This window comes from Shewanella holmiensis, assembly GCF_025370255.1.
GTDB lineage: Bacteria > Pseudomonadota > Gammaproteobacteria > Enterobacterales > Shewanellaceae > Shewanella > Shewanella holmiensis.
Genome location: NZ_JAMTCD010000014.1, coordinates 85,517 through 108,290, shown reverse-complemented (window position 1 = coordinate 108,290; position 22,774 = coordinate 85,517). Strand labels below are relative to the sequence as shown.

Here is a 22,774-nt window from a genome sequence, read left to right as displayed (position 1 = left end):
AGTGTTGGTGATGGCTGGTTAGTGCCAGTGCCAGTGCCAGTCAGTGTTGGTGATGGCTGGTTAGTGCCAGTGCCAGTTTGTAATGTGTTAGGTTGTGGCGCTCCAACATAAGGCTCTGGGGGCGTTATTAACTGGTGCGATATGACAAAAGCTGGAGGTTGAATAATGTTGCTGGTAATGTTTAAGGCTTGAGCTAGTGTGGGCAGTGTTGGTGATGGCTGGTTAGTGGCAGTATGCAGATAGTTATGTTCAATGCCCGTTGTTTCGGTGGAGCCTGTTTCCACAACCATTTTTGATTGTTGTGGTGCTTCTATAGGCTGGATTGCGATATCTCCTGCAGAAGGAGCGGGTGTCTTTAGCTGTACTTGTGTGTCGTTAGATGAATTTACCAGAAAATCAGCCGTTTCCGTTTTGACATTATTACTTCTTTCCGCTGTGCTTTCCCTTTCATCTTGAGAAAGAACATCTGAAGCGGCGATATTTTGTCCCCATGATTTATCCGCTACTAAATCTTGATTGGTTCCTTGTATTATCGCCGCATCCCTTCGTTCTTTCGCTTTTAATCTCTCAACATCCTTGTCGATTTTCTTAGCCGTGGTTATTGATTGTTGTTTTAGTTTTTGTTCTAACTCGCTCGCTGAGGTCGTTGGTGGCGTAGATGGTTTTTTTTTAGTCATGACTTCACTCCTTAACGCTCACCAAATGCATCTGTAATATTAGTAAATACGGGTTTCCACATATATTGGAATACCGTTTTATCACCAGTAACAATATTGGCTTCGCCTGTCATACCGGGTAGTAAATCAAGTTTTCCAGGAGTATTACCAAAGTAGGGTTTTTCAATGGCAATTTGTACTTTGTAGAACACGCCACCTTTCTCATCAGCATCTGTACTGGGTGAGATGCGTTTTACAATGCCATCAATTGCACCATATCGGCTGTAGTCAAAGGCGTCGATTTTAATTCGGGCTTTTTGTCCAACAGTAACAAACCCTATATCCCGAGGAGACAGTTTTGCTTCAAGTAATGCAGTCGGCGTGGTGGGAACAATCACTGCAACAGTGCCACCAGGCTGGATCACGCTACCAGATGAGGTATTAGGTATTGATTGAATGATGCCATCGACAGGCGAGGTGACGGTTGTTTGCTGCACTTGCGAGTCCGTTGATTTAAGGCGAGCTATGACGCCGAGTAATTCAGCTTGTGTATCAGTACGTTTTTCACCGACTTCTTTTAGTAAGGTTGCTTGTTTTTGATTTAACTGACTTTGTAAATTTTCCACATTTCGAGCCAGAACTTGTTCTTTACCTTCCATGCTTTTCAGCTCGCGCAAATACGAATCAAGCTTTTGTTGTGACTCTAGCATGGTGAGTTTTGACACCGCTTGCTCCTCTTTTACTGAACGCATCATATTGAGGGTTTTTTCTGCGGATAGAATTTGATCTTTTAATGGCGGCATTTCTTGCTTTAGCCCCTCTAATTCAGCTTCTGATTTAGCAATTTCAGACAAGGATAATGAGATAATAGCCTGTTTTTCATCATTCATTCTTTGTAATGTTTTAACGTGTTGTTGAGCTAATTCGGGATGAGTTTGGCTATATTGATCAAAGTTAGGCTCTCTTTCATCCATAAATGCATTATAACGCTCAATTCTGAGCTCAAGGTTTGCCTGTTTACTGACAAGCTCTTCGGCAGCGGCTTGGCTATCAATTGCGATAAAGTTGGCTATCACATCGCCTTTTTTTACCACATCACCCTCAGCCACTATAATACTGGCTAACGTGCCGCCGCTTTGACTTTGTATAACCTGCCTATGCCCTAGCGGGACAACTTGTCCTTTGGCTTTGGCAATTTCTTCAATATTGGTAAAAATTGACCAAATTAACATGACAAAAATGGCACCCGTGATAAAAAAGGTGATCCGCTTAATGATGCGTTTTTCAGCAGGGGCTTCAACGGCTTCAGTAAACTCGTGTTCAGGCCAAGAACGATGAGTAAGTTGGCGATCATTCATTATTGTGTCTCCAATGTTGAAGCTGAATCTTTACTGATTTCTGGGTTATTACTTGGAATGGGACCAGCATAAACCACACTTCCTTTATCTAAAATGACCACTTTATCTGCATATTGGATCAATTCCTGATCATGGGTTGTGAACAAAATGGTGGTGCTCCCTTTCAATTTGGTCAGCGTGTTGATGAAGGCTGTTTTAGCGTGAGGGTTACGGTTGGCGATAGGTTCGTCCATTACTAATAGCGGCGACTGTTTAAGTAGTGCACGCGCAAGACTGATATAACCCCCCTCTACCGCCGAGAACATACTGGTGCCGCGGCTAAATAAATTGGCATTTAGATCATTATCTAACGCTGATAATAAGGCTTCTCCACCCGCATCAATTAATGCCTGTTTAAGTTGTTCATCGCTAGCATCAGGTTTGGCTAGGCGTAAATTGTACGCCAATGAACCGGGTAAAAACTCACTGTTTGTGGGACTAAATGCTGCCCATTGACGGAATATTTCAGGGTCAAATTGCTTGAGGTTTTTATTATTAATAGTCACGTAGCCCGCTTGAGCATCAATAACGCCAATAGCGGATAATAATAAGGTGGTTTTTCCACATCCGTTGGGGCCAATAATGGCAACCGTTTCGCCCGCTTCTATATCAAATGTAATCCCTGAAAGTGCCGGCTCAGTCTCTGCACTATAGCGTAAGGTGAGATGTTTGAGTGACAATGACGGTGCTTTTTCTAAATTTGGCGAATCTAATCTGAGTTCATTAAATTCGGTGGTGACCTCCATAAAACGGTCAAATTGTTGTACCGTGCTTTTTATCATGTCCAGTTTTTGTTTGGATGCAAAAGCTAATTGCGCAGGACCCGTAATACGCCAAATTAACATGGTGCAGGCTATAAGCGCACCGGAAGAAATACTTTGATTAAGCACTAAGAAGATACCGGTGAACACGGTAATCAAAGCAGTGAAAAGCCCCATCGCATGGGCTACTGCTGCATTTAGTCCATTGCGTTTGGCATACAAAAAGTTTTGTCGACAGTTTTCTTTTGCCCTTCGTAAAAACTGGGTATGCCAGCCATCGGTTTCGCCTGAAGCTTTAAGTTGTAACAAGTTTTTGGCAAGTTCATTTAGACTATTCTGGTATTCATTGCTGATGGTCGGTGTCGCTGCCTGAGTAAATTTATTCATCGCTTTCATGATTAAATAAAACAAAATCAGCATTCCAATAGGGACTAGCACTAACCAGCCCGCCAAGAGAAGAATCGCAACAAAAGCAATTATTGTAAAAGGAAGATCAATTAATCCAGCACCGCCTGGTCCTGCAATTACACTGCGGACCTTCTCTGCGTTACGTATTCTGGCTATATGACTGGATAGTCCAACTCGAGAAAGCACCATTAACGGCATACTCAATAATCGATTAAACGTCATGCCTGACAAGTCACGAGCAAATCGGTTACTGCTAGTCGCGACAATATTGGCCCTTATAAGCCGGCTAGATACTAGAATAATCAAAGCCATCAAGGCTCCTAGGGCTATAGTGGGTAAAATCTCGGGGGTCTGCCCACCAATAACTCTGTCATAAACGGCCATCGTAAATAGTGGAACTGCCAAACCTGTTAAGCTAGAGAGTAAGCTTAACCAAAAGACAGGCTGATACCATTTGGTCTGTTTTTTAAAGTGTGCTGCAAAAGCACTGACTTTTTTACTCATAGATGGCAAGCTTTCAATGATAAAAACACGGCCATCATGAGGCAAAGCAGGCAGCATTTGCCATTGATTCTGAACATCTAAATATTGAAATTGATGATTGCTACGCCTAGCAATCAACGGCTCACCTTGCTCAGGAAGCAGTAAAAATGGATGGATTGTATTAATCAGCTGATGTTTATCTATGGCTTGTACCATTAAACCTACATGGTGCTTTTTAAGTAATATATAAGTTTCTAAATAGGTAATCTGATTTTTTATATCACTTTTTTCGATGTTTTTTGCTTGTCCATTCAATCCTAATTGATTAAATAGTCTGATTAACAGTGATTTGGGACACAAGGTTTGTTCTGGTGTTGTCATTAGTTTGCCCCCGGTTTGTTCACTAGGGTTGCGTGCCCATGTTGAGATATATCAATACAAAAATCACTCAACTGTGCAATTTCATCAAAATAAGAAGCGATAATAATTGTCATTTCACCTCGGTATTCTTGTAAAAGTGCTAGCAAACGCTGCTGGGAGTCAGTATCCAGTGACACCATAGGTTGATCAAGCAATAAAATAGAAGGTGATTGGGAAAACGCTCTGACTAAGGAGATCAGTTTGATGGCTCCTTTGTTGAGCATTTGGCTGTTATTGTTGGCAACTAATGTTTGGTACCCGGCCGGTAGCTGGGCGATGGTTGCTGACAAACCTAACTTATCGGCTAATTCCATCGCATAGGCTTCTCGTTCATGGCGAAATAGGGTCATGTTTTCCAAAATAGAACCCGATAATAATGTTGCCCAGGGGGGAACATAACTAATGGATTGTCGAAACTCAAAACCAACATGATCGTTTAGCGCAATACCAGCTATGGTAATTTGGCCCTGATTAACTTGATGAAACGCGCCAATACTACTGAGCATTAAGCTGGCATGAGTCAGTGGGTTTGAGGTCACGTTAACTATACTGCCGGAAGGGATTTCAATATTGATATCGCTGAGTTTTGCTCCAGTCTGTTTTGCGCTGACATGCTCAAAGCGAATTGGGCCTATAGGCAGTTTTTGCTGGTACATCTGGCTTGCATTAAATGACTCTTGAGGTGCGTCAATCAATGCATTGACCTCTAACATTGCATGTTGAGCATTAATTATTTTAGCCCTTAAACTCCCAATCGCGCTAAGTGGTGCAACGGCGCGACCTGCTAAAATTGAGCAAGCGGCAAGTCCACCTGTGGTGAGATTACCATTAAGCACTTCTAAACATCCTATAAGGACTAGCGCCAAAGTGGTGAGCTGCGCAGCTCCTTGAATCACCTCTTGAAGTTTAGAAGATAGCCAATCAATCTCGTTTTGTTGAGCTAAACGTTGATGGTTAACTTTTTTATAGGCATAAGTTACACGTGACTCTAGCGCCATCGATTTTGCGGTTGTTAAGCCAGACAGCACCAACATAAGTAACTGAGTACGCTCATTCTCACTGATATTTAATTTACTAGTTGTATTTGAGAGCTTTTGGCCAATTTGCCACACTCTTACCCCAGCAATTAACCATACTAAAATGGGGATAAAAACCAAAGGGCCGCCAATGTAAGCCACTAAACCTAAAAATATCATCACAAATGGCAAGTCCATCATAGCAACAGCCGCTTGACCCGAATACACCTCGCGCATTTCTCCGACGCCTTTTAATCCTTGCGCTATTGCGCCAGAGCCCAAAGATTCCATATGGTGATAATCGGCTTTCATTAGGCTGTCGACCAGCTTAGAAATCGTGGTTAATTCGTAATTGGCGGCAGAGCTTGCCAATAACCAACTACGAGCATAACGCAGCAGCAGTTCAAGTAAAATTGCTATACCAACACCGACCACTAAAACTACCGCAGTACCATAGGCTTCATTGGGCAATATGCGGTCATAAATTTGCAACATGGTAAAGGGAAGTGCTAGAGAAAGGATATTGATAAATACCGAAGATAAAAGCAGCTCAGATGATAATTTGTTTTGTGTCAATAAACTGAAGTTTTGAAACATTGTTTAACCACCTTCACATCCGATTTTAGATGAAATTCTAGATTTATTTTTATAGTTAAGAATCAAACTATCATTGTTAACATTAAAAATACAATGCAATTTATATTGCTAATTTATCTTCATAAAATGTTAAATGTTGATAAATTTTAGCAATGAATAATCAAACTTGCACATTTTGACTATGTTTATTGGTGGGTAAAGTCGTCATCAGCTCTATGGTCACATACGCCCAAATGACGATTTAAGTGCAATTTAATTTTCAATGCCAGCACATTATTTTAAGGGGGAGTATATAAAGCAGGATTTTTGGCTGCTGACACCCGATGGGATCAGCTAAGTCAGTATGGTGGGGGTTATATTTGATTCAAAGACTTTACCGTTAATAGTAGCGCACTCAGGGTGCACAATATTAGGGTGGCTTTACGGGTTTTGTCCTTATCTACTTTACCGACAATGCGTCCGGCAATCATATATCCTGCTAATACTGATGGTAGTAGCATTAAAGAAAGCCAAATGTGCTTCACTTCAACCAAACCGACGATGGCTAAAATTGCTAAAGCAATCATAGAGCTAAAGATAAAAAAGGCTGATAGTGCAGCCCTAAATTGGCTAGCGTCTTTTCCAGCTAATAAAATGGCCATTGGCGGCCCACCTATAGCGGCGATATTGCCAAAAATACCTGAAACAATACCCGCAATAAATAAGGTTATCCGATTCACTGGTGCGGATAATTTAAAAATACTCAGTAACACTGCGGTAAATACAATGCCAGCAATAGCAAGACCTAATATGGGTTGAGGGGCAAGCAATAATAAGCTTGCGCCTAAAAAACCGCCCGGAACTCTGCCAAGTAACGCATATTGCAGCCCATTAAATTCTAGGTGGCTACGTTCTCTGAATAAGGTCATCAGTGAAATCGCAAACCCCATTACAATCACTGGCACTGGCACTAGTTGTGGGTCGACAATATACAGTAAAGGACTGGCGACTACGGCTAAACCAAAACCGATTAAGCTTTGGGTTAACGCGCCGCAAAAGATAATCAGTGAGGCAAGTATTAAGGTGGTGGGGTCGATAAATGGCATTGCTATGGCTCTTATTTTACGCGCATTTTTAACACAAACATTTTCTGTTGATGGTTATCAAGAATTTGATAGTGTCTAAAACAAAATTCCACCAAGATAACTACCCTGACAAAGCAGGATATTCATCTTGATGGAATGAATAGCGGGTGTGAAATGACTTAAAAGTGATTAATTACTCTAAGTCTTCCCATTCAATACCCATTTGGTCCATCAATGCTTTCGCTTCACGTGGGATACTGTCTGGCTCATCTTTTGATAAGTCATGATCATCAGGCAAAGGTTGGCCCGTATAAGCATGTAAAAAAGCTTCACACAGTAATTCACTATTTGTCGCGTGACGTAAATTATTTACCTGACGGCGAGTACGCTCATCTGTCAGTACTTTCAAAACTTTTAACGGAATTGAAACTGTGATTTTTTTTACTTGTTCATTCTTCTTGCCGTGCTCGGCATATGGGCTAATATAGTCGCCATTCCACTCAGTCATTAACTCACCCTTTACTTTAAATTCGGTGCAGATTTTAAACCCTTAAAGTTTCTAGTCAAATTATTGCTGTGTTTTAGTGCACATTGCAAATAGATTTCTTTATGTTTAGACGTCTAAACGTCTATTTCTGTTGACCTGAGCGCTTCAGTTAGGTAAATTTAGCCATCTAGACATCTCTTTGTGTGTTCGTAATGTTAGGAATCAATCATGACCAAGTCTTGTAAACAACATAGCAATGCCACTGTTGCAGTTCGTCAGGGTATTGAAAGTGACACACAATATGGCGCAGTTGTCCCTCCAATTTATTTATCGACCAATTATTCTTTTGATGGCCATAAAAATCCGCGTGAGTTTGATTACAGTCGTTCAGGCAATCCAACACGTTGCATTCTAGGTGAAGCCTTAGCCAAGTTAGAGCAAGGGGCTACCGGCGTGATAACTTGTACCGGCATGGCTGCAATTACCCTAGTGACCAATTTACTCGGGCCAGATGATTTATTGGTTGTGCCACATGATTGCTACGGTGGTAGTTACCGATTATTTACTAATTTGGCCAAGAAAGGGCAGTTTAAATTGGCTGTTGTTGATCAAACTAACGCTGCAGCGTTAGCAGAAGCCATTGCCAAAAAACCTAAAATGGTCTGGTTAGAAACCCCATCTAATCCATTATTGCGTGTGGTCGATATTGCAGCCATTGCCACAGCAGCAAAAGAAGTTGGCGCCTTGGTTACCGTGGATAACACCTTTTTATCCCCGATTTTACAGCAGCCTTTAAATTTAGGGGCTGATATCGTTATCCATTCTACGACCAAATATATTAATGGTCACAGTGATGTGGTGGGCGGTGCCGTTGTTGCTAAAGACCCAGAAATTGGCGAGTTACTGCATTGGTGGTCAAATACCTTGGGGTTAACAGGGTCGGCATTTGACAGTTACTTAACGTTACGCGGCATTCGTACTTTAGCGGTGCGTATTCGTGAGCATCAAGCCAATGCCAAGCGCATTGTTGATGTGCTAACGCAAAGCAATGTGGTTGATAAAGTGTATTATCCGGGATTAAAAGATCATCCAGGTCACGACATTGCAGCCAAGCAACAGCAAGGTTTTGGTGCCATGTTAAGTTTTGAGCTTAAAGGTGGAGAAGCCGCAGTAGTGGCATTTCTCGATGCCCTAACGCTATTCAGTGTTGCTGAAAGTTTAGGCGGAGTGGAAAGTTTAGTCGCCGTTCCTGCCACAATGACCCATAGAGCAATGGATGCACAGGCTCGCTTTGAGGCTGGCGTTAAAGATACATTATTGAGACTATCTGTTGGTATTGAAGATGGTGAAGATTTAGCGGCTGACATTGAAGCCGCATTAGCTGCAGTAGCAGCGCTGTAGTTGGCGTTTAAGGAGTAATACATGGCGCGTGGTCATTTACATAAATTTGGTGGTTCAAGTCTTGCAGATGCAGATTGTTATCGTCGAGTAGCCCACATTTTACTTACCCATGGTCATAGCGATGATTTAATTGTTGTTTCAGCCGCAGGCAAAAGTACCAACTTTTTGTATAAGCTGTTGAATTTGCGAGATACCGGCCAGTTATGGCAAGAAGAATTGCAAGTGCTTATTAGCTACCAGCAAACCTTGATTGAGCAGTTACTGTCGAATGAACAGGCTCGCGATTTACGTGAGCGTTTGTCGACAGATAAATCACAATTAATTAGCTTATTATCATTAGAAGAGCGCAACGAATATCAAATCAGTCATGTGGTGAGTTTTGGTGAGCGTTGGTCAGCACGATTAATGGCGGCATTATTGCGTGAATCTGGAGTGGCATCATCGCATGTTGATGCCTGCTCTATTCTTGTCGCCGATGAAGGCGCAGTGCCGATTATTCGAGTTGATGAATCTCGCGCCAAAGTACAGGCTTTGCTTGCGGCGCATCCCAATGAACGGCTAGTGATCACCGGATTTATTTGCGCAAATAGCCAAGGTGAAACGTTATTATTAGGGCGTAATGGTTCAGATTTCAGCGCGAGCTTGATAGCCAGCTTGGCAGATATTGGCCGGGTCACTATTTGGACTGACGTTGAAGGGGTTTTTAACGCAGATCCGAACAAAATTAACGATGCCAAGTTATTAAAAAGCATGTCATTGGCAGAAGCAGATCGGCTTGCTAAGTTAGGTTCGCCAGTATTGCACTCGCGGACATTACAGCCTTTATTTAATACCGAAGTGAGTTTAGCGGTACGCTCTAGTTATGCCTCGCACACTGATTTTACTTTAATTGCGCCGCAAAGTTCTTCGGCCAGCGCGCCTGTGGTGACCAGTTTGAATGAGGTGGTGCTATTTAGCTTTAAAGCGACAGCAGATGTGGAACCCTTGTTGGCGTTGTTAGGACAAGCTGGCTTATCGCCGTTAGCTTATTGGTCTCTGGCGCAGCATAAATATGAATTGGCGTTTACCCTTGAAAGTCAAAAGCAAGTTCAGGCGTTGTTATCAAGACAAACCTTAGAATTAGGTATTGAAGAGTTACAAGTGCAAACTGATTTGGGTTTAGTTGCTTTAGTCAGTGCCGATGCCGAGCTGTACCGCAAAAGTTTTGCCCGTTTATTAAGTCGTGATGCAAAGCCTGTTTATCAAGATGGCCTAAGTTTAGTGACTCTGGTACCTCAAGGTCAGGTAAGTTTACTGACACAAAAGGTACATCGCCGTTGTGCCGGCCCAAGAATGCGCATTGGCGTATTATTGCTAGGTGTCGGCAATATTGGTGAAGCCTGGATAGATTTATTCAAACGTGCCCGTCTTGGTTTGAATCAAGATTTAGAAGCTACAGTGGAGTTGGTCGGCTTAGTCAGTTCGCAAAAAGCATTCATTGCTGATCAGAGTGTCGATTTAGATAACTGGAAACAACAGTATGAACAGCATGCTAGTGAGTGGACATATGATTCACTATTTGCCGAGTTAGAGCAGCTGTCTTGTGATGAAGTGGTGGCTTTAGATATCAGCGCCAGTGCCAGTTTAACCTTGCAATATCCTGAGTTATTCGCCCGTGGTATTCATGTGGTTAGCGCTAACAAATTAGCGGGCTCTGGGCCATTACCTTTTTATCGCGAGCTAAAGCAGCAGCTGTGTAATCGACGTTTATTTTGGCGTTACAATGCCAGTTGTGGCGCAGGCTTACCTATCCAACATGCGTTGAACGACCTACGAAATAGTGGGGATACCATTGAAGCGGTTGGTGGTATTTTCTCTGGAACCTTATGTTGGTTGTTTGAAAATTATGACGGTAAAAAGTCATTTTCTGAATTGGTGTTGGAAGCAAAAGGCTTAGGGATTACTGAACCCGATCCTCGCGATGATTTATCCGGACGAGATATGCAACGAAAACTGCTTATTTTGGCTCGTGAAATAGGACTTGCCATCGAGTTAGAGGATATTGCCTTGAACTCATTAGTGCCTGATGCCTTAGCTGAGCTGACTTTAGCAGACTTTTTAGCACGAATTGATGAGCTGGATGCAGAGCTATTACAGCAATATGTGGCAGCAGCAGAGCAGAACAAAGTGCTGCGTTATGTTGCATCGTTAGATAAAGTTGGCGGCAAGCTCAAAGCCGAGGTGGGTATACAATGGGTGGATAGAAACCACCCTTATGCCAACTTAACCCCAGGGGATAACGTGTTTGTTATTCGCAGTGCATTTTATCAGGGCAATCCATTAATTATTCGTGGTCCAGGCGCTGGGCGTGAAGTGACTGCTGCAGCGGTTCAATCTGATTTAGTGCATATTTGCCGTGATTTATTGCAGGAGTAATTGCGCTGTTATCTAGGTAATCGCTGTCACGAAAGACAGATAAAGCAAGGCTTTTACGAGTCTTGCTTTTTTTCATCTTCACATTGATCAATTTTCATCATACAACAAGTCAATCTCTGCACATTTATTCTTGACATCATGGTCAGTTAAATTACTATGTGGACATATAGACGTCTAAACGTCCATTAAATTCATTAAGCATTAAATCCATCGATATTGGTATCGAAGCAGTTGAAGGAAATAAAAAATGGCTTTTCATCACGCCCAGCATTCACAGTCGTTAAATCAGAGCTTATCTGAGCTAAGTGATATCAATGTGTCATTTGAGTTTTTTCCACCTTCAACGCCTGAAATGGAAAAGATTTTATGGAACTCTATTCGTCGCTTAGAGCCATTAAACCCTAAGTTTGTTTCAGTCACTTATGGTGCTAACTCAGGTGTTCGTGATCGCACCCATGGTGTGATTGAACGTATTCAAAAAGAAACAGACTTAGTTGCTGCGCCGCACCTAACGTTAGTGGATGCCAGTGATGAAGAGTTAGTCGAGCTAGCAAAGCATTATTGGAACTCAGGCATTAAAGATATTGTGGCTTTACGCGGTGATTTGCCTGATGGCAGCCCAAAACCAACCCGCTTTGCTAATGATTTAGTGCGTTTATTACGCTCAGTTGCCGACTTTGATATTTCAGTCGCGGCCTATCCAGAAGTGCATCCCGATGCGCGTAATGCTCAGGCTGATTTAATTCATTTAAAGAAAAAAATTGATGCGGGTGCTAATCGTGCCATTACCCAGTTTTTTTATGATGTTGAATCTTACTTACGTTTCCGCGATCGTTGTGTCACTGCCGGTATCGATGTTGAAATCGTACCGGGTATTTTACCCGTCACCAATTTCAAGCAAACTAAGCGTTTTGCAGGCATGACCAACGTGGCCATTCCCGCATGGTTACATCGTCAATTTGAAGGATTAGATGATGATCCTGGTACCCGCCAATTGGTGGGGGCTAACGTGGCAATTGACATGGTGAAGGTATTGGCACGTGAAGGCGTGAAAGATTTCCACTTTTATACCTTAAACCGTGCAGAATTAACCTATGCAATTTGCCATACATTAGGCGTTCGCCCTAAATAAGTGAGCAAGCAAAATAGCTTCGCTCTTTAAGCCTCTGTCGATTGACGACAGGGGCTTTTCTTTTTGTGTTAAACCTTAAAACAGCATTAAAATACTGTGTATTCATAGTCTAAATAATCATCTATAGTGGGTACAATCAATTTGGATATGGACTTCTTAGAGGCATGACAATGAATAAAACCATAATCGCTGCAACCTTTGTTAGCAGTGTGCTTAGCATCCAAGTGAGTGCATCTGTTCCCGATGTATCGCCAAAAGAGCTGCAACAAACCGTACCTGCTGCTGCGCAGATATGCGTGAGTTGTCATGGTGCTCAAGGGCAGGGGCTAGAGGGCGCAGGGCCAAAACTAGCGGGGTTATCTTCCGCTTATATGGCAGCACAAGTTAAGTTGTTCCAGTCAGGAAACCGCCAAAACCCTTTGATGCAGCCGATGGCGATGATGCTTCAAGGTGACAATATAAAAATAGCAGCTGACTATTTTGCTTCTCAACCTGTTGTAGAGGTTGGCTTGCATTATCGTGGCGATAAAGTTGTGATAGAAAACCCTGCTGAGAAACTCGCTTACCAAGGAGATTGGTCGCGCGATCTGCCTGCGTGTTTTTCATGTCATGGACCATCAGCCGTTGGTGCCGAACTATTTCCTCGTTTAGCGGGACAGCAAGCGAGTTACCTTAAAATCCAGCTTGAAGCGTGGCAGAAAGGAACGCGTAAAGGTGATGCCGATAATATGATGGCTAATGTTGCCAACAAATTAACCGCAGTAGAAATAGATCAACTTGCGCAGTATTTCGCCTCACTTAAGTAAGGATACACTATGAATTTTCAAGTAAAAAATATCTTAGGTGCAATGGTACTAATCGGTTTAAATACCAATGCTTTAGCAGATGAGTTGCCAGACCGTCAACAAGCTTTACCTTCAGTGCAAAAGCAAGCCGAGCACCTATATTTACAGTCTGCGGCCTTAGCTGATATTCCCGCTGGTGAATTTGGCGATAAGGTACGTTTGGGTTATCAATTATTCGTTAACACTCAACAGTTGCGCGATAAACATGTGGGTAATGAGCTAAATTGTGTTAATTGCCACTTAAATGCTGGTAACAAGGCTAATGCATCACCTTTGTGGGGGGCATATTTTGCTTATCCAGCCTATCGCAAAAAAAATGACAAAGTGAATAGCTTTGAAGAGCGCTTACAAGGCTGTTTTACTTATTCTATGAATGGCAAAGCACCAGAATCGGGCAGTAAAGAGTTAGTGGCATTGTCTGCTTATTCATATTGGCTGGGAATGTCTGGTTTAATGCTGCAACACAATGTGGCAGGTCCTGTACCTGAGTTAAGCGACAGTGAATTAGTTAAAGGGGCAAAGCGTGATGACTTTATTTTACCTGAGGCCATCTCAAGTAAAATGGATCAAAATGCTTTAGCGCAATTACCCGGTCGTGGTTACCCAGCAGTGCCTAAAGCTGAACAAGCTTATTCACCAGAGCGCGGCGCAAAGGTTTATCAGGCGCATTGCCAATCTTGTCATGGTGACGATGGCCAAGGGCAAATGATTGCTGGCATTGCCGCTTTACCACCGTTATGGGGACCGCAAAGTTACAACTGGGGGGCGGGTATGCATCGCGTAGGTACCGCCGCAGATTTTATCTATGAAAATATGCCGTTAGGTAAAAGTGTACAGCTTACTCCTCAACAAGCCTGGGATGTTTCGTCATATATTAACTCGCAAGAGCGCCCACAAGATCCGCGCTTTAAAGGTCAGGTTACTGATACTCAAAAGCAATATCATCAGCACGATGGCTATTATGGTAAAACGATATCTGGTCAGGTTTTAGGTAGCGACTCATCAGCTAACTTCCCTAAAAAATAACGAACGGGAACTAAATCAGATCTTCAACACGCTCTAGAATGATGAGTTTTATTTCTAGGGCGTTTACGTTTTTGCTCGCCGTTATGGAGTGTTTGTATTGTCTGAAAATTGTTGTCCCATCTGCCAGCAAAATAATCAATGCTCCATGGCTAATGGTCAAAGTATTGCAACCTGTTGGTGCATGAATACGGGGTTTTCTGCCGTCGATTTAATTAAACAATATTTGCATCAACACCCTCAAGTATCACTTAACAAACAACAATGCGTGTGTCGTGACTGTTTAGAAAAAATGGCCGCGTCCCAGTTAACAGCTCAAACGAGTGTGCAAATTTATATTCCTGAGTAATTCCCTCACATACATAATAGTTATTTGTTGTTAGCGATATGTTGCTGAGTATACTCATACCGTGATTTGCCATATCAAAGCGAGCATGAGCATGTTGAAAAAATTTATCTTTGTATTGGCCATTATTGTGGCTATTCCGTTTGTTACCGCGTTATTTATCAAAAAAGATTATCAAGTCGAAAGAGTGGTCGTTATAAATCAGCCAGTTACTGAGGTTTTCGATTATGTAAAATACCTTAAAAATCAAGATAACTTTAGTAAGTGGGCGTCGATGGATCCCGATATGCAAAAAACCTATCGAGGTACTGACGCAACGGTCGGCTTTGTGAGTGCTTGGGCGAGTGATAATCCAGATGTGGGTGTTGGCGAGCAGGAGATTAAGGCGATTACAGCGGGGCAACGTATTGATTTTGAATTGCGTTTTTTATCACCATTTCAAGCAACCGAACCTGCCTATATGACCACGATTGCCGTGGGTGATAATCAGACAGAAGTTCGATGGGGTTTTAGTGGTCACATGGATTACCCGATGAATTTGATGTTCTTATTTATGGATTTTGAAGCCATGATAGGTGCTGATTTACAGCAAGGCTTAGACACATTAAAAGTGATATTAGAAAAGTTACCCTGACCTTAATAAGTTAATAAATTAGCGGTAAACGGTTTAGTTAATGCAATTTTGAATGGCGGATTGTTGCAAAAAATACGTTAATCAGGGTACTCTAAAAAATTGCTGCAAATACGGCCTTAGATTCGATTTGTTAACAGCATAGATAAAGCATAAATAACTATAAAGATAATAACTTAGCTAATCATGAGGTTTTTTGAATGGAAGCGGTCACCAGTTTTGTAAGTACAATTAATGGCATTGTGTGGGGAATCCCCATGCTGGTAATGATTTTAGGGGTAGGCTTGTTCCTGTCGATTGGTTTGAAGCTCATGCCAATTTTGAAATTGGGGACAGGATTTAAATTGTTGTGGTCGGGCCGAACTGTCACTGATGAGAGCGAAAAAGGTGATGTGAGTCCTTTTAACGCCCTAATGACCTCGCTTTCAGCGACCATAGGAACAGGTAATATTGCTGGCGTGGCAACCGCAATTGTTATCGGTGGACCGGGCGCATTATTTTGGATGTGGTGTACTGCATTAGTTGGTATGGCGACTAAATTTGCCGAAGCCGTATTGGCTGTGAAATTCCGTGAAACAGATTCCAACGGTGATCATGTCGGCGGACCAATGTACTACATCAAAAATGGTTTAGGACAAAAGTGGGCCTGGCTAGGAACGGCTTTTGCTTTTTTTGGTATGTTTGCTGGATTTGGTATTGGTAATACCGTGCAATCTAACTCTGTTGCCGATGCATTAAGCAGTAATTTTAATGTGCCTAGTTGGGTTACAGGCTTAGTTCTTATGGTTCTCGTGGGTGCCGTATTAATGGGCGGGATTAAACGAATTGCGGAAGTTGCGGGTAAATTAGTGCCGCTAATGACTGTATTTTATATTACTGCGGGTTTAGCGGTTTTAGTGGTGTATATTGATCAGATCCCTGCGGCATTTGAATTAATTATTCACAGTGCATTTAATCCAGTGGCCGCTCAAGGTGGTTTTGCTGGAGCCGCTGTTTGGGCGGCAATTCGCTTTGGTGTGGCCCGCGGTGTGTTTTCAAATGAAGCGGGTTTAGGTAGTGCGCCTATTGCCCACGCTGCAGCGAAAACCAACAACCCGGTAAAGCAAGGGCTAGTGGCTATGTTAGGTACGTTTATTGATACCATCATAGTGTGTTCGATTACCGGTTTAGCCATTATTGTCTCTGGCGCTTGGACATCCGGTGAAAATGGTGCGGCGTTAACTTCTTATGCTTTTTCCCATGCTTTACCTTTGGGTAATTATATTGTGGCAATAGCCTTAGCTATTTTTGCCTTTACCACGATTTTAGGCTGGAGTTTTTACAGCGAAAAATGTGTTCAATATCTATTCGGCGATAAAGCCGTAAAACCATTTCGTTTAATCTTCACCTTAGTGGTGCCTATTGGTGCGATTAGCTCATTAGAGTTTATTTGGTTATTAGCTGATACCTTAAATGCCATGATGGCGTTACCAAACCTTGTCGCGCTTATGCTATTAAGCCCTGTGGTCTTTGGCTTAACCCGCGAGTATTTTGTTAAACAAAAAGCGTTAAAAAAAGCTGTATAAAGGAATGATGCATATTTAATTGGGTTCAGTTAAATATGCAACGATAGTTATAAGGATATAGGAATAATGCTCAGATTAAATAGTGTATTGATACTACTAATGTTATCGGTTGTTGTTTTGGGCTGCTCTTCGCTTCGATTTAATACCAACGTTTTAGAAATTGGCGAACGAAAGGTGAGAGCAAGTAAAGTGGAGGTGTATAGTCAGCAGTTTGTATTTAATCGTGAATATACAAATGTTGGTAATGTATCAGCCACTTATTGTCATGATGCGCCTTTAAGCCAGCAAGATATCAAACCGATCCCGAGTGATGACGTGCTGATAAAGTCTTTGAAAGCTCAGGTACAAAGTCGAGGGGGGAATGCATTGGTGTTTCATCAATGTAGGCGTTCAAATAGCGGCCAATGTTCAGTATTTATCGATTGCACTGGTACTGGTTATTCAATCGATGTTTAAGTGTTAATAGAACTGAAAATGGGAATAACAGTTGTTATTCCCATTTTTTATGGCGTAATGAACTTGCAGGGTAGGTTAATGCTCTGCCTAGATGTTAATTCATCATGTTCATAAATGATGAATTCTCTTCCTAGTTAACTTGTTATGAGTCTGATTTTTTAGCTATTTTATATAGATTTAATCTTAATCAGAGTTATTGTCAAACTCCGCATCTTCAAACAACTCAGCTTCTTGAGTATTAATGGACACTTTACTGAATGAGCGAGCAAAGTGGCGCTGCACCCCTTTCAAATCAATATTGCCAATACCCGATGCAAACCCAAACCAAGCATATAATCCACTAATATCGGCAAACATTGGCGGCAGATATTTAGGTCCGGCTATAATACCTTCTTGATATGCTTGATATAAAACGGGGATATCTTCGATAGCTAACTTACCTAAAAATAGCATAGGGATCAGTTCTGGTAAGCCTGTGCTGATGGCGCTGCGGATAAAGTTAATGTTTTCAACATAACCGCGTACATATGAGATATCTTTGGTAAAAAAGCTGCCGCCTTGCACCATTCCCCCGCGAAAAACCCGCTGAGTAACGCGGTAGCTGTCTTTTGAGCTTAAGTGCAGATTTCTGAAATAGCGATAAACCTCGATAAAATCGGCACCCTGTTCAGCCATGTCTACCGCAGATACGCGGTCACTAATGCGTCTTGCTCGTCCAGGATTGGAACTTAGGGTAAGCATTTCCATTAACACCGCTAAACCCTCCTGTGAGGCCGTAACGCGAGGAGAACCTACACTTAGCCATGTTGCATGGGGTTGTGCCCGTCCATTGAGTGTGGTGCCCACATGCACCCAGCCTTCGTGTACCTCATAAACATTCATGTCAGATTCACTGAACATTGCACGGGTGTTTATTTTTACCGTATCACCACCAACAGCGGCATCAGACACAATACCGTCGCTGAGTTTTACGTGGATTTCATCATCATGGAAGTAATTCACTAAACGTTGGCTGAGATGATCAACTGCCTGTGGGGCTGTAATAATTTTTGGGTGTTGTTTACTCATGTGCCTCGCGGCGGGCAATGAAAAAATGTGACTTAATCTATCGCCTAATTGGCGAAGGGTATTGCGATCGCCATGTAACTTATGACTAGCGCTGCCGTATAGCTCTTGGCTCAATTGACCAAAGGTTGGTTTACCACGATTGTTAAGCATATCAATAACAATGCGATATTGATCGACGTTCGCAATCAAAATTTTACCCAATTGATCTTTTTTTCCCAAACGCTTCTCAATCGCGGAGCGAAGATCTTTTAGCTCTTGTTGGGTTTTGTCGGTATTAAATGACAACGGAATTGAATCGTAAAAATTGGCACTGATCTCGGGGAGTACTTTGGTTTGTTTTGCCAAAAATTTATCTTCAATTTCACGGGGCCATTTAATCGTATCGAGGATTTTAATCGGCGTTTGTACACGAATTAATTCATCTGAAAAACGACGAATATCTTGTTGATAGCGAGATGCAGCATCAGACATGGCATTACCTATGGAGTGATAAATCGTAGCGAATTTAATGAATATTCGCATTTATTGCGTGGATTAACCAATTGAAAATTTCTACATAGATGGCGTTATTTCGGTGCAAGTGCACTAGTTTCGCCTGCGTCAATGGAGTGCGCTAAATTTAACTTATTGATTTATTTTATTTAATTACTTGGCACATTCACTGCTTTAGCTATTCATCATGTTAAAGGAGTAATGTATGGCTGCAATGAGTTTTTTAAGTGTTATTGAGCGTTATCATGAACATGAGAGTGTTATTCACGAATTACTTGACTCTATTTTACTGGGATTAAGTGATGCAACACTGTTTCAAAATGGCTTATCAGATAAGGTTTTTAGCGAATTAGCTAAGAGCTACCCTTTTGTGCAACTACTGTATTTGCTAGACCAAGATGGCGTGCAAATTAGTGATAATATTCTGGTGTTAAACCAAAAAGTTAACCGAGAAAAATACGGTCTTAATACTGATCGTAGTCATCGTCCCTATTTTACTGGCTTAATTCATCAACAGGATAAACGTTACATCACCAGCCCGTACCTGTCTAATACCGGTGCAGGTTTATGTATTAGTGCCTCGAGGCGGCTAATCAACTCCGTGGGAGATACGGAGATTGTCGTCATTGATATTAACTTAACCCAACTCATTGAGTTCATGATGGGAGACAGTGCTAGACGCAAAATGATGCCTATTTTTAAGGGGGTTTATAGCGTGATAGTGTTGGGGTTATTCGTGTTAGTCAGTGTATTGATGTGGACTGTGATAAAAGATATTTATGTCCTATTTTCTCAACCTGCTAAAAACGACCCCTTGCTGCCTTTTGGGATCATTATCTTTCTTACGCTTGCATTGGCTATTTTCGATTTAGGAAAAACCATTTTGGAGGAAGAAGTGCTAATGCATAAAGATATTTTTCGACACAGTTCCACTAGGCGCACCATTACACGGTTTATTTCGACCATTTTGATCGCAATTTCCATTGAGGCATTGTTAACCATGTTCAAAGCATCTTTGGGAGAAAAGCAATATTTACAGCCAGCGATAATGATGATGCTTGCCGTAGTTGGATTATTAGTTGGATTAGGGATTTATGTGTATTTAGGAGCAAAGGCTGAACAGTTATTAACGCAAAATCAGCAGCATAGATATAACAAAACGTCAGGTTAAGCTTGTTATCTATTTAAACATCATCACACTACTCAGGGGATTGAGTAGTGTGAACTATTCAAACTAAAGCGTGATGTTTGCTGTAAAGCACTTTAGGTTAGAAAAAGTCGTCATCACCAATCGCTTTTCGCAATTGTGCTTGTTCAAGATAATCTTCTAGTCTGCGTTTCACTTGACGTTTGTGTTGTAAATTCTCACCGCTTTTACTGTTTCTAGGTGAAGTCATAGCTTCAATTTCAGTATCGTCAGGAACTCTTTCAGTAATATTAGCCATAATAAAACCCTCAAAACCAATGGTAAACCACAGAATTAAACCAATGAGCACTTTCTAACTAAAAAACAACGATTAGAAAAGCAAAATATATTGTCCGCAATGGGCAAATGTTTTGACCTTACCTGTTTGAGCTTAGCAGTTATTTTTAAGGGTGCTAAAAAATACGCCTCAAAGCGAAATGGCTTAGATGATGTTTAAACCCATTTATGTATATCAACATGGATGCATAACGATGACATAAAAGAGTTGAGTGAAGAGGATTCGTTCGTCAAAACCACAAAGCCTCATTTTTTAAATCATAATTGAAGCGGTTAAGTCTCAGTATTTGACTGTAAATAACAAACGCCACCCGAAGGTGGCGTTTAAGGTCAGATTGTCAGTGTGACCAGAGAATGCGAATATTGTTTCAGGTTAAAGATCGAAGCTGTATGAGTAACCTAATACCACTTTTACATCATCTTCATCTAAATCAGTATCAGAAGCCATAAAGGACACCGTACCTAGGTCGGTATCGGCACTTAATGACACATTATAATCAGAGTAGCTGTCGCCAAATAAGTCTTCTATAACATCGCCTTGTGAATAACCATAATGGATACCCAGACTTAACTTTTCAGTTAATGGAAAGCTGGCATTGGCCTGTAGATAGCCCCAATCCGTTTCGCTATCGGCACCCGATACGTCAGAATCTGCGTTGACAACATGTGAGTAACCCAGTTCTAACCACTTCCAACCGAGTAATAAAGTGACTTCACCAAAGTTGTAGTCACTATCTGAATCGGGGTAAGCATAATAAAGATAGCTGATATCGTAAGTGAAATCTTGAGCGAACTCACCACCATAACCTGCATAGAAATCCGCTTCGTAAGTTGCGGCATCACCAAAATCAACATTTGATGCCCATGTGCCTGCATAAAAACCAGACTCGTGTGCGTAATCAAGACCACCTTGAACCGCTACCGCATCGTCTGTTTGAGTGACACCGCGCCATAAGTAATTTGATGTGGCACCAATATTTGCTGAAACTTCAGCAAACGCTGTACTCGTTAATAATAACGTACTTGATAATGCGACGGCTTGAATTAGTGATTTGTTCATCTTTATCCCTCAAGGTTTTATTGTGCATTTTATGTCTTGTATGTCAGGGCAATACATAAAATGTTTGTTTGTCTGAGGTATGCAAAGCGAAGCTTGTGCCAGTTTTAAAAGTTAATATATATCAGACGCTTAATGTATAATCGGTTGGGTGACAATAGGTTTGTTGCTTTGTAATAGTGCGTCATTGCACTTTATGTGTGCAATTATTGATGGTGGTGTTCACTCAGGTCATGGGCTGATATGAACAATATCAAGGCATAAAAAAACCTCCATCAGGAGGCTTTTGAAAAAATGCGTTTTACAGAATATTAGTTAACGCTATCTTTTAATGTTTTGCCAGCTTTGAACTTAGGTACAGTTGCAGCAGCAATTTGAATTTCTTTACCCGTTTGTGGGTTACGGCCTGTACGTGCAGCGCGTTGTGAGGTTTCAAATGAGCCAAAACCAACGATAGAAATTTTTTCGCCATTTTTCATTGCTTCAGTTACCGCGGCTTCAAATGATTTTAATGCACGGCCAGCTTCAGCTTTAGTTAAATCTGCGTTTTCAGCAATTTTTGCAATCAGTTCACTTTTGTTCATATTGGTATTCTCTGCTTTCCATAGAAATGTTTATTAAAAACGTGGTTAACATGCCATAAGCGGTGGCGGTTTAAAAGTATTTTGTCCGATATAAACCAAAAAAGAATACTAAATGCGCGCTAAACTACTCTTCCAACAGCTTATATAATATTTGTTTAACTAAATTGGGCTCAAATGGCTTGTCACAAAGGGCGTTGACCCCAGCGCTGGATACATTACTTAAATGGGTATCATTTGCTTCGGATGAGACCATTAAAATAGGAATATGCGACTGCTGGCTTTCGTTACGGATATATTGCGTTAAGGCTAATCCATCAACACTTGGCATGTTGTAATCGGTGATCACTAGGTCGTACATATTGTGTTGCATCAATGCAATTGCCTGAGCACCATCTTCGGCTTCAGTGATAATTTGAATACCTAAGTTGCCAATAGTGCGTTTAATCACGTTACGAGCCATACGGCTATCATCAACCACTAGCACACGTAGGTTGTGCACATCAAAATGACTCAGATCAAGTTCATCATGGCTAATAAGATCGATGGTTGAGTTTAACGCGCGGGCTAAATGATCAGCATTAAAAGGCTTAGGTAAAATCGCCACTACCCCAGATTGTCTAAAAATCTCAAGTTGTTCACGACGACATTCGCTGGATACCAACATAAATTGGATATCTTGAAATTCAGGCTTTTGTTTAATATACATCAATAAATCAGTCGCTTCGCCATCAGTAAAGTGCAATGCACTGGCGATTAAGTCTGGTTTGTGGCGAGTAATAATTGCCTTTGCTTCAGCCAAAGTGGTGGCCGTTTGAATGCTAATGACGCCTTCTTGTTGTAAACGAGACATAATAATTTTTCTTTGTGTCTCAGAAGGTTCTAGCAATAATATGGATAATTCACTTGGTGATAAATTGTGCATTTTGTACTCTTATTATTTTTTTAGCTTAAATAAACTATAGCATACGTATGTTAGCTTCTTGCCAT

Annotated in this window: 21 protein-coding genes; 10 read left to right on the top strand and 11 right to left on the bottom strand. The window is 41.5% G+C overall.

Annotated features, from left to right (window positions below; all coding sequences use genetic code 11):
• From NE535_RS11990 to metJ, 6 genes are all read right to left on the bottom strand, one after another.
• Positions 1-677 (bottom strand): hypothetical protein (locus NE535_RS11990; RefSeq protein WP_261298876.1); only part of this gene is annotated, 677 nt, incomplete at its 3' end.
• 11 nt (positions 678-688) lie between these two features.
• Positions 689-2,014: an HlyD family type I secretion periplasmic adaptor subunit gene (locus NE535_RS11985; RefSeq protein ID WP_261298875.1), complete on the bottom strand. Its 1,326-nt coding sequence runs from the start codon at positions 2,012-2,014 to the stop codon at positions 689-691.
• Positions 2,014-4,086 (bottom strand): peptidase domain-containing ABC transporter, encoded by a 2,073-nt coding sequence (locus tag NE535_RS11980; protein ID WP_261298874.1) that lies wholly within the window; start codon positions 4,084-4,086, stop codon positions 2,014-2,016. Before NE535_RS11980 ends, NE535_RS11985 begins: the two co-directional genes overlap by 1 nt.
• Complete coding sequence (locus tag NE535_RS11975; protein ID WP_261298873.1) at positions 4,086-5,738, bottom strand: ABC transporter transmembrane domain-containing protein; 1,653 nt, start codon at positions 5,736-5,738, stop codon at positions 4,086-4,088. Before NE535_RS11975 ends, NE535_RS11980 begins: the two co-directional genes overlap by 1 nt.
• 353 nt (positions 5,739-6,091) lie before the next feature.
• Positions 6,092-6,823: a sulfite exporter TauE/SafE family protein gene (locus NE535_RS11970; protein ID WP_261298872.1), complete on the bottom strand. Its 732-nt coding sequence runs from the start codon at positions 6,821-6,823 to the stop codon at positions 6,092-6,094.
• Between the two features lie 172 nt (positions 6,824-6,995).
• Positions 6,996-7,310 (bottom strand): met regulon transcriptional regulator MetJ, encoded by a 315-nt coding sequence (gene metJ / locus NE535_RS11965; protein ID WP_188840950.1) that lies wholly within the window; start codon positions 7,308-7,310, stop codon positions 6,996-6,998.
• A gap of 207 nt (positions 7,311-7,517) precedes the next feature.
• On the opposite strand from metJ, the gene metB reads away from it, so the two are divergent.
• From metB to NE535_RS11920, 9 genes are all read left to right on the top strand, one after another.
• Complete coding sequence (metB, locus tag NE535_RS11960; RefSeq protein ID WP_261298871.1) at positions 7,518-8,690, top strand: cystathionine gamma-synthase; 1,173 nt, start codon at positions 7,518-7,520, stop codon at positions 8,688-8,690.
• 21 nt (positions 8,691-8,711) lie between these two features.
• Positions 8,712-11,105 carry a bifunctional aspartate kinase/homoserine dehydrogenase II gene (locus tag NE535_RS11955; RefSeq protein ID WP_261298870.1) on the top strand — a complete coding sequence of 798 codons (2,394 nt, stop codon included), beginning with the start codon at positions 8,712-8,714 and terminating at the stop codon, positions 11,103-11,105.
• A gap of 247 nt (positions 11,106-11,352) precedes the next feature.
• Positions 11,353-12,237, top strand: a complete 885-nt coding sequence (gene metF, locus NE535_RS11950; RefSeq protein WP_261298869.1) for a methylenetetrahydrofolate reductase — start codon at positions 11,353-11,355, stop codon at positions 12,235-12,237.
• 164 nt (positions 12,238-12,401) lie between these two features.
• Positions 12,402-13,043 carry a c-type cytochrome gene (locus NE535_RS11945; RefSeq protein WP_425347459.1) on the top strand — a complete coding sequence of 214 codons (642 nt, stop codon included), beginning with the start codon at positions 12,402-12,404 and terminating at the stop codon, positions 13,041-13,043.
• A 9-nt stretch (positions 13,044-13,052) separates the two neighbouring features.
• Positions 13,053-14,108: a c-type cytochrome gene (locus NE535_RS11940; protein WP_425347458.1), complete on the top strand. Its 1,056-nt coding sequence runs from the start codon at positions 13,053-13,055 to the stop codon at positions 14,106-14,108.
• A 97-nt stretch (positions 14,109-14,205) separates the two neighbouring features.
• Positions 14,206-14,454, top strand: a complete 249-nt coding sequence (locus tag NE535_RS11935; RefSeq protein WP_261298867.1) for a cysteine-rich CWC family protein — start codon at positions 14,206-14,208, stop codon at positions 14,452-14,454.
• A gap of 91 nt (positions 14,455-14,545) precedes the next feature.
• The gene (locus tag NE535_RS11930; protein WP_261298866.1) at positions 14,546-15,085 is read left to right on the top strand and encodes an SRPBCC family protein; all 540 of its coding nucleotides are present in this window, start codon (positions 14,546-14,548) and stop codon (positions 15,083-15,085) included.
• A 197-nt stretch (positions 15,086-15,282) separates the two neighbouring features.
• Positions 15,283-16,647, top strand: a complete 1,365-nt coding sequence (locus NE535_RS11925) for an alanine/glycine:cation symporter family protein (RefSeq protein ID WP_261298865.1) — start codon at positions 15,283-15,285, stop codon at positions 16,645-16,647.
• Positions 16,648-16,713: 66 nt separating this feature from the next.
• Complete coding sequence (locus NE535_RS11920; RefSeq protein WP_261298864.1) at positions 16,714-17,103, top strand: hypothetical protein; 390 nt, start codon at positions 16,714-16,716, stop codon at positions 17,101-17,103.
• A 183-nt stretch (positions 17,104-17,286) separates the two neighbouring features.
• On the opposite strand, the gene NE535_RS11915 is transcribed toward NE535_RS11920, so the two are convergent.
• Positions 17,287-18,642 (bottom strand): flavohemoglobin expression-modulating QEGLA motif protein, encoded by a 1,356-nt coding sequence (locus tag NE535_RS11915; RefSeq protein WP_261298863.1) that lies wholly within the window; start codon positions 18,640-18,642, stop codon positions 17,287-17,289.
• A 226-nt stretch (positions 18,643-18,868) separates the two neighbouring features.
• On the opposite strand from NE535_RS11915, the gene NE535_RS11910 reads away from it, so the two are divergent.
• The gene (locus NE535_RS11910) at positions 18,869-19,834 is read left to right on the top strand and encodes a PDC sensor domain-containing protein (RefSeq protein WP_261298862.1); all 966 of its coding nucleotides are present in this window, start codon (positions 18,869-18,871) and stop codon (positions 19,832-19,834) included.
• 97 nt (positions 19,835-19,931) lie between these two features.
• Here the strand turns inward: NE535_RS11910 and NE535_RS11905 are convergent, their stop codons facing one another.
• From NE535_RS11905 to NE535_RS11890, 4 genes are all read right to left on the bottom strand, one after another.
• Entirely contained in the window at positions 19,932-20,108 is a 177-nt protein-coding gene (locus NE535_RS11905; protein ID WP_261298861.1) for a PA3496 family putative envelope integrity protein, read from the bottom strand.
• Between the two features lie 411 nt (positions 20,109-20,519).
• A complete protein-coding gene (locus NE535_RS11900) occupies positions 20,520-21,206 on the bottom strand; it encodes a TorF family putative porin (protein WP_261298860.1) in 687 nt (228 codons plus the stop codon).
• Positions 21,207-21,514: 308 nt separating this feature from the next.
• Positions 21,515-21,787 (bottom strand): HU family DNA-binding protein, encoded by a 273-nt coding sequence (locus NE535_RS11895; protein WP_188840938.1) that lies wholly within the window; start codon positions 21,785-21,787, stop codon positions 21,515-21,517.
• Between the two features lie 124 nt (positions 21,788-21,911).
• Positions 21,912-22,709 carry a response regulator gene (locus NE535_RS11890; protein WP_261298859.1) on the bottom strand — a complete coding sequence of 266 codons (798 nt, stop codon included), beginning with the start codon at positions 22,707-22,709 and terminating at the stop codon, positions 21,912-21,914.
• Positions 22,710-22,774: the final 65 nt, after the last annotated feature.

Bases quoted from the DNA above. Each gene is read 5' to 3' on its own strand.
- NE535_RS11985 (WP_261298875.1), bottom strand. From the start codon at position 2,014: ATGAATGATCGCCAACTTACTCATCGTTCTTGGCCTGAACACGAGTTT.
- NE535_RS11980 (WP_261298874.1), bottom strand. From the start codon at position 4,086: ATGACAACACCAGAACAAACCTTGTGTCCCAAATCACTGTTAATCAGA.
- NE535_RS11975 (WP_261298873.1), bottom strand. From the start codon at position 5,738: ATGTTTCAAAACTTCAGTTTATTGACACAAAACAAATTATCATCTGAG.
- NE535_RS11970 (WP_261298872.1), bottom strand. From the start codon at position 6,823: ATGCCATTTATCGACCCCACCACCTTAATACTTGCCTCACTGATTATC.
- metJ (WP_188840950.1), bottom strand. From the start codon at position 7,310: ATGACTGAGTGGAATGGCGACTATATTAGCCCATATGCCGAGCACGGC.
- metB (WP_261298871.1), top strand. From the start codon at position 7,518: ATGACCAAGTCTTGTAAACAACATAGCAATGCCACTGTTGCAGTTCGT.
- NE535_RS11955 (WP_261298870.1), top strand. From the start codon at position 8,712: ATGGCGCGTGGTCATTTACATAAATTTGGTGGTTCAAGTCTTGCAGAT.
- metF (WP_261298869.1), top strand. From the start codon at position 11,353: ATGGCTTTTCATCACGCCCAGCATTCACAGTCGTTAAATCAGAGCTTA.
- NE535_RS11945 (WP_425347459.1), top strand. From the start codon at position 12,402: ATGACAATGAATAAAACCATAATCGCTGCAACCTTTGTTAGCAGTGTG.
- NE535_RS11940 (WP_425347458.1), top strand. From the start codon at position 13,053: ATGAATTTTCAAGTAAAAAATATCTTAGGTGCAATGGTACTAATCGGT.
- NE535_RS11930 (WP_261298866.1), top strand. From the start codon at position 14,546: ATGTTGAAAAAATTTATCTTTGTATTGGCCATTATTGTGGCTATTCCG.
- NE535_RS11925 (WP_261298865.1), top strand. From the start codon at position 15,283: ATGGAAGCGGTCACCAGTTTTGTAAGTACAATTAATGGCATTGTGTGG.
- NE535_RS11920 (WP_261298864.1), top strand. From the start codon at position 16,714: ATGCTCAGATTAAATAGTGTATTGATACTACTAATGTTATCGGTTGTT.
- NE535_RS11915 (WP_261298863.1), bottom strand. From the start codon at position 18,642: ATGTCTGATGCTGCATCTCGCTATCAACAAGATATTCGTCGTTTTTCA.
- NE535_RS11910 (WP_261298862.1), top strand. From the start codon at position 18,869: ATGGCTGCAATGAGTTTTTTAAGTGTTATTGAGCGTTATCATGAACAT.
- NE535_RS11905 (WP_261298861.1), bottom strand. From the start codon at position 20,108: ATGGCTAATATTACTGAAAGAGTTCCTGACGATACTGAAATTGAAGCT.
- NE535_RS11900 (WP_261298860.1), bottom strand. From the start codon at position 21,206: ATGAACAAATCACTAATTCAAGCCGTCGCATTATCAAGTACGTTATTA.
- NE535_RS11895 (WP_188840938.1), bottom strand. From the start codon at position 21,787: ATGAACAAAAGTGAACTGATTGCAAAAATTGCTGAAAACGCAGATTTA.
- NE535_RS11890 (WP_261298859.1), bottom strand. From the start codon at position 22,709: ATGCACAATTTATCACCAAGTGAATTATCCATATTATTGCTAGAACCT.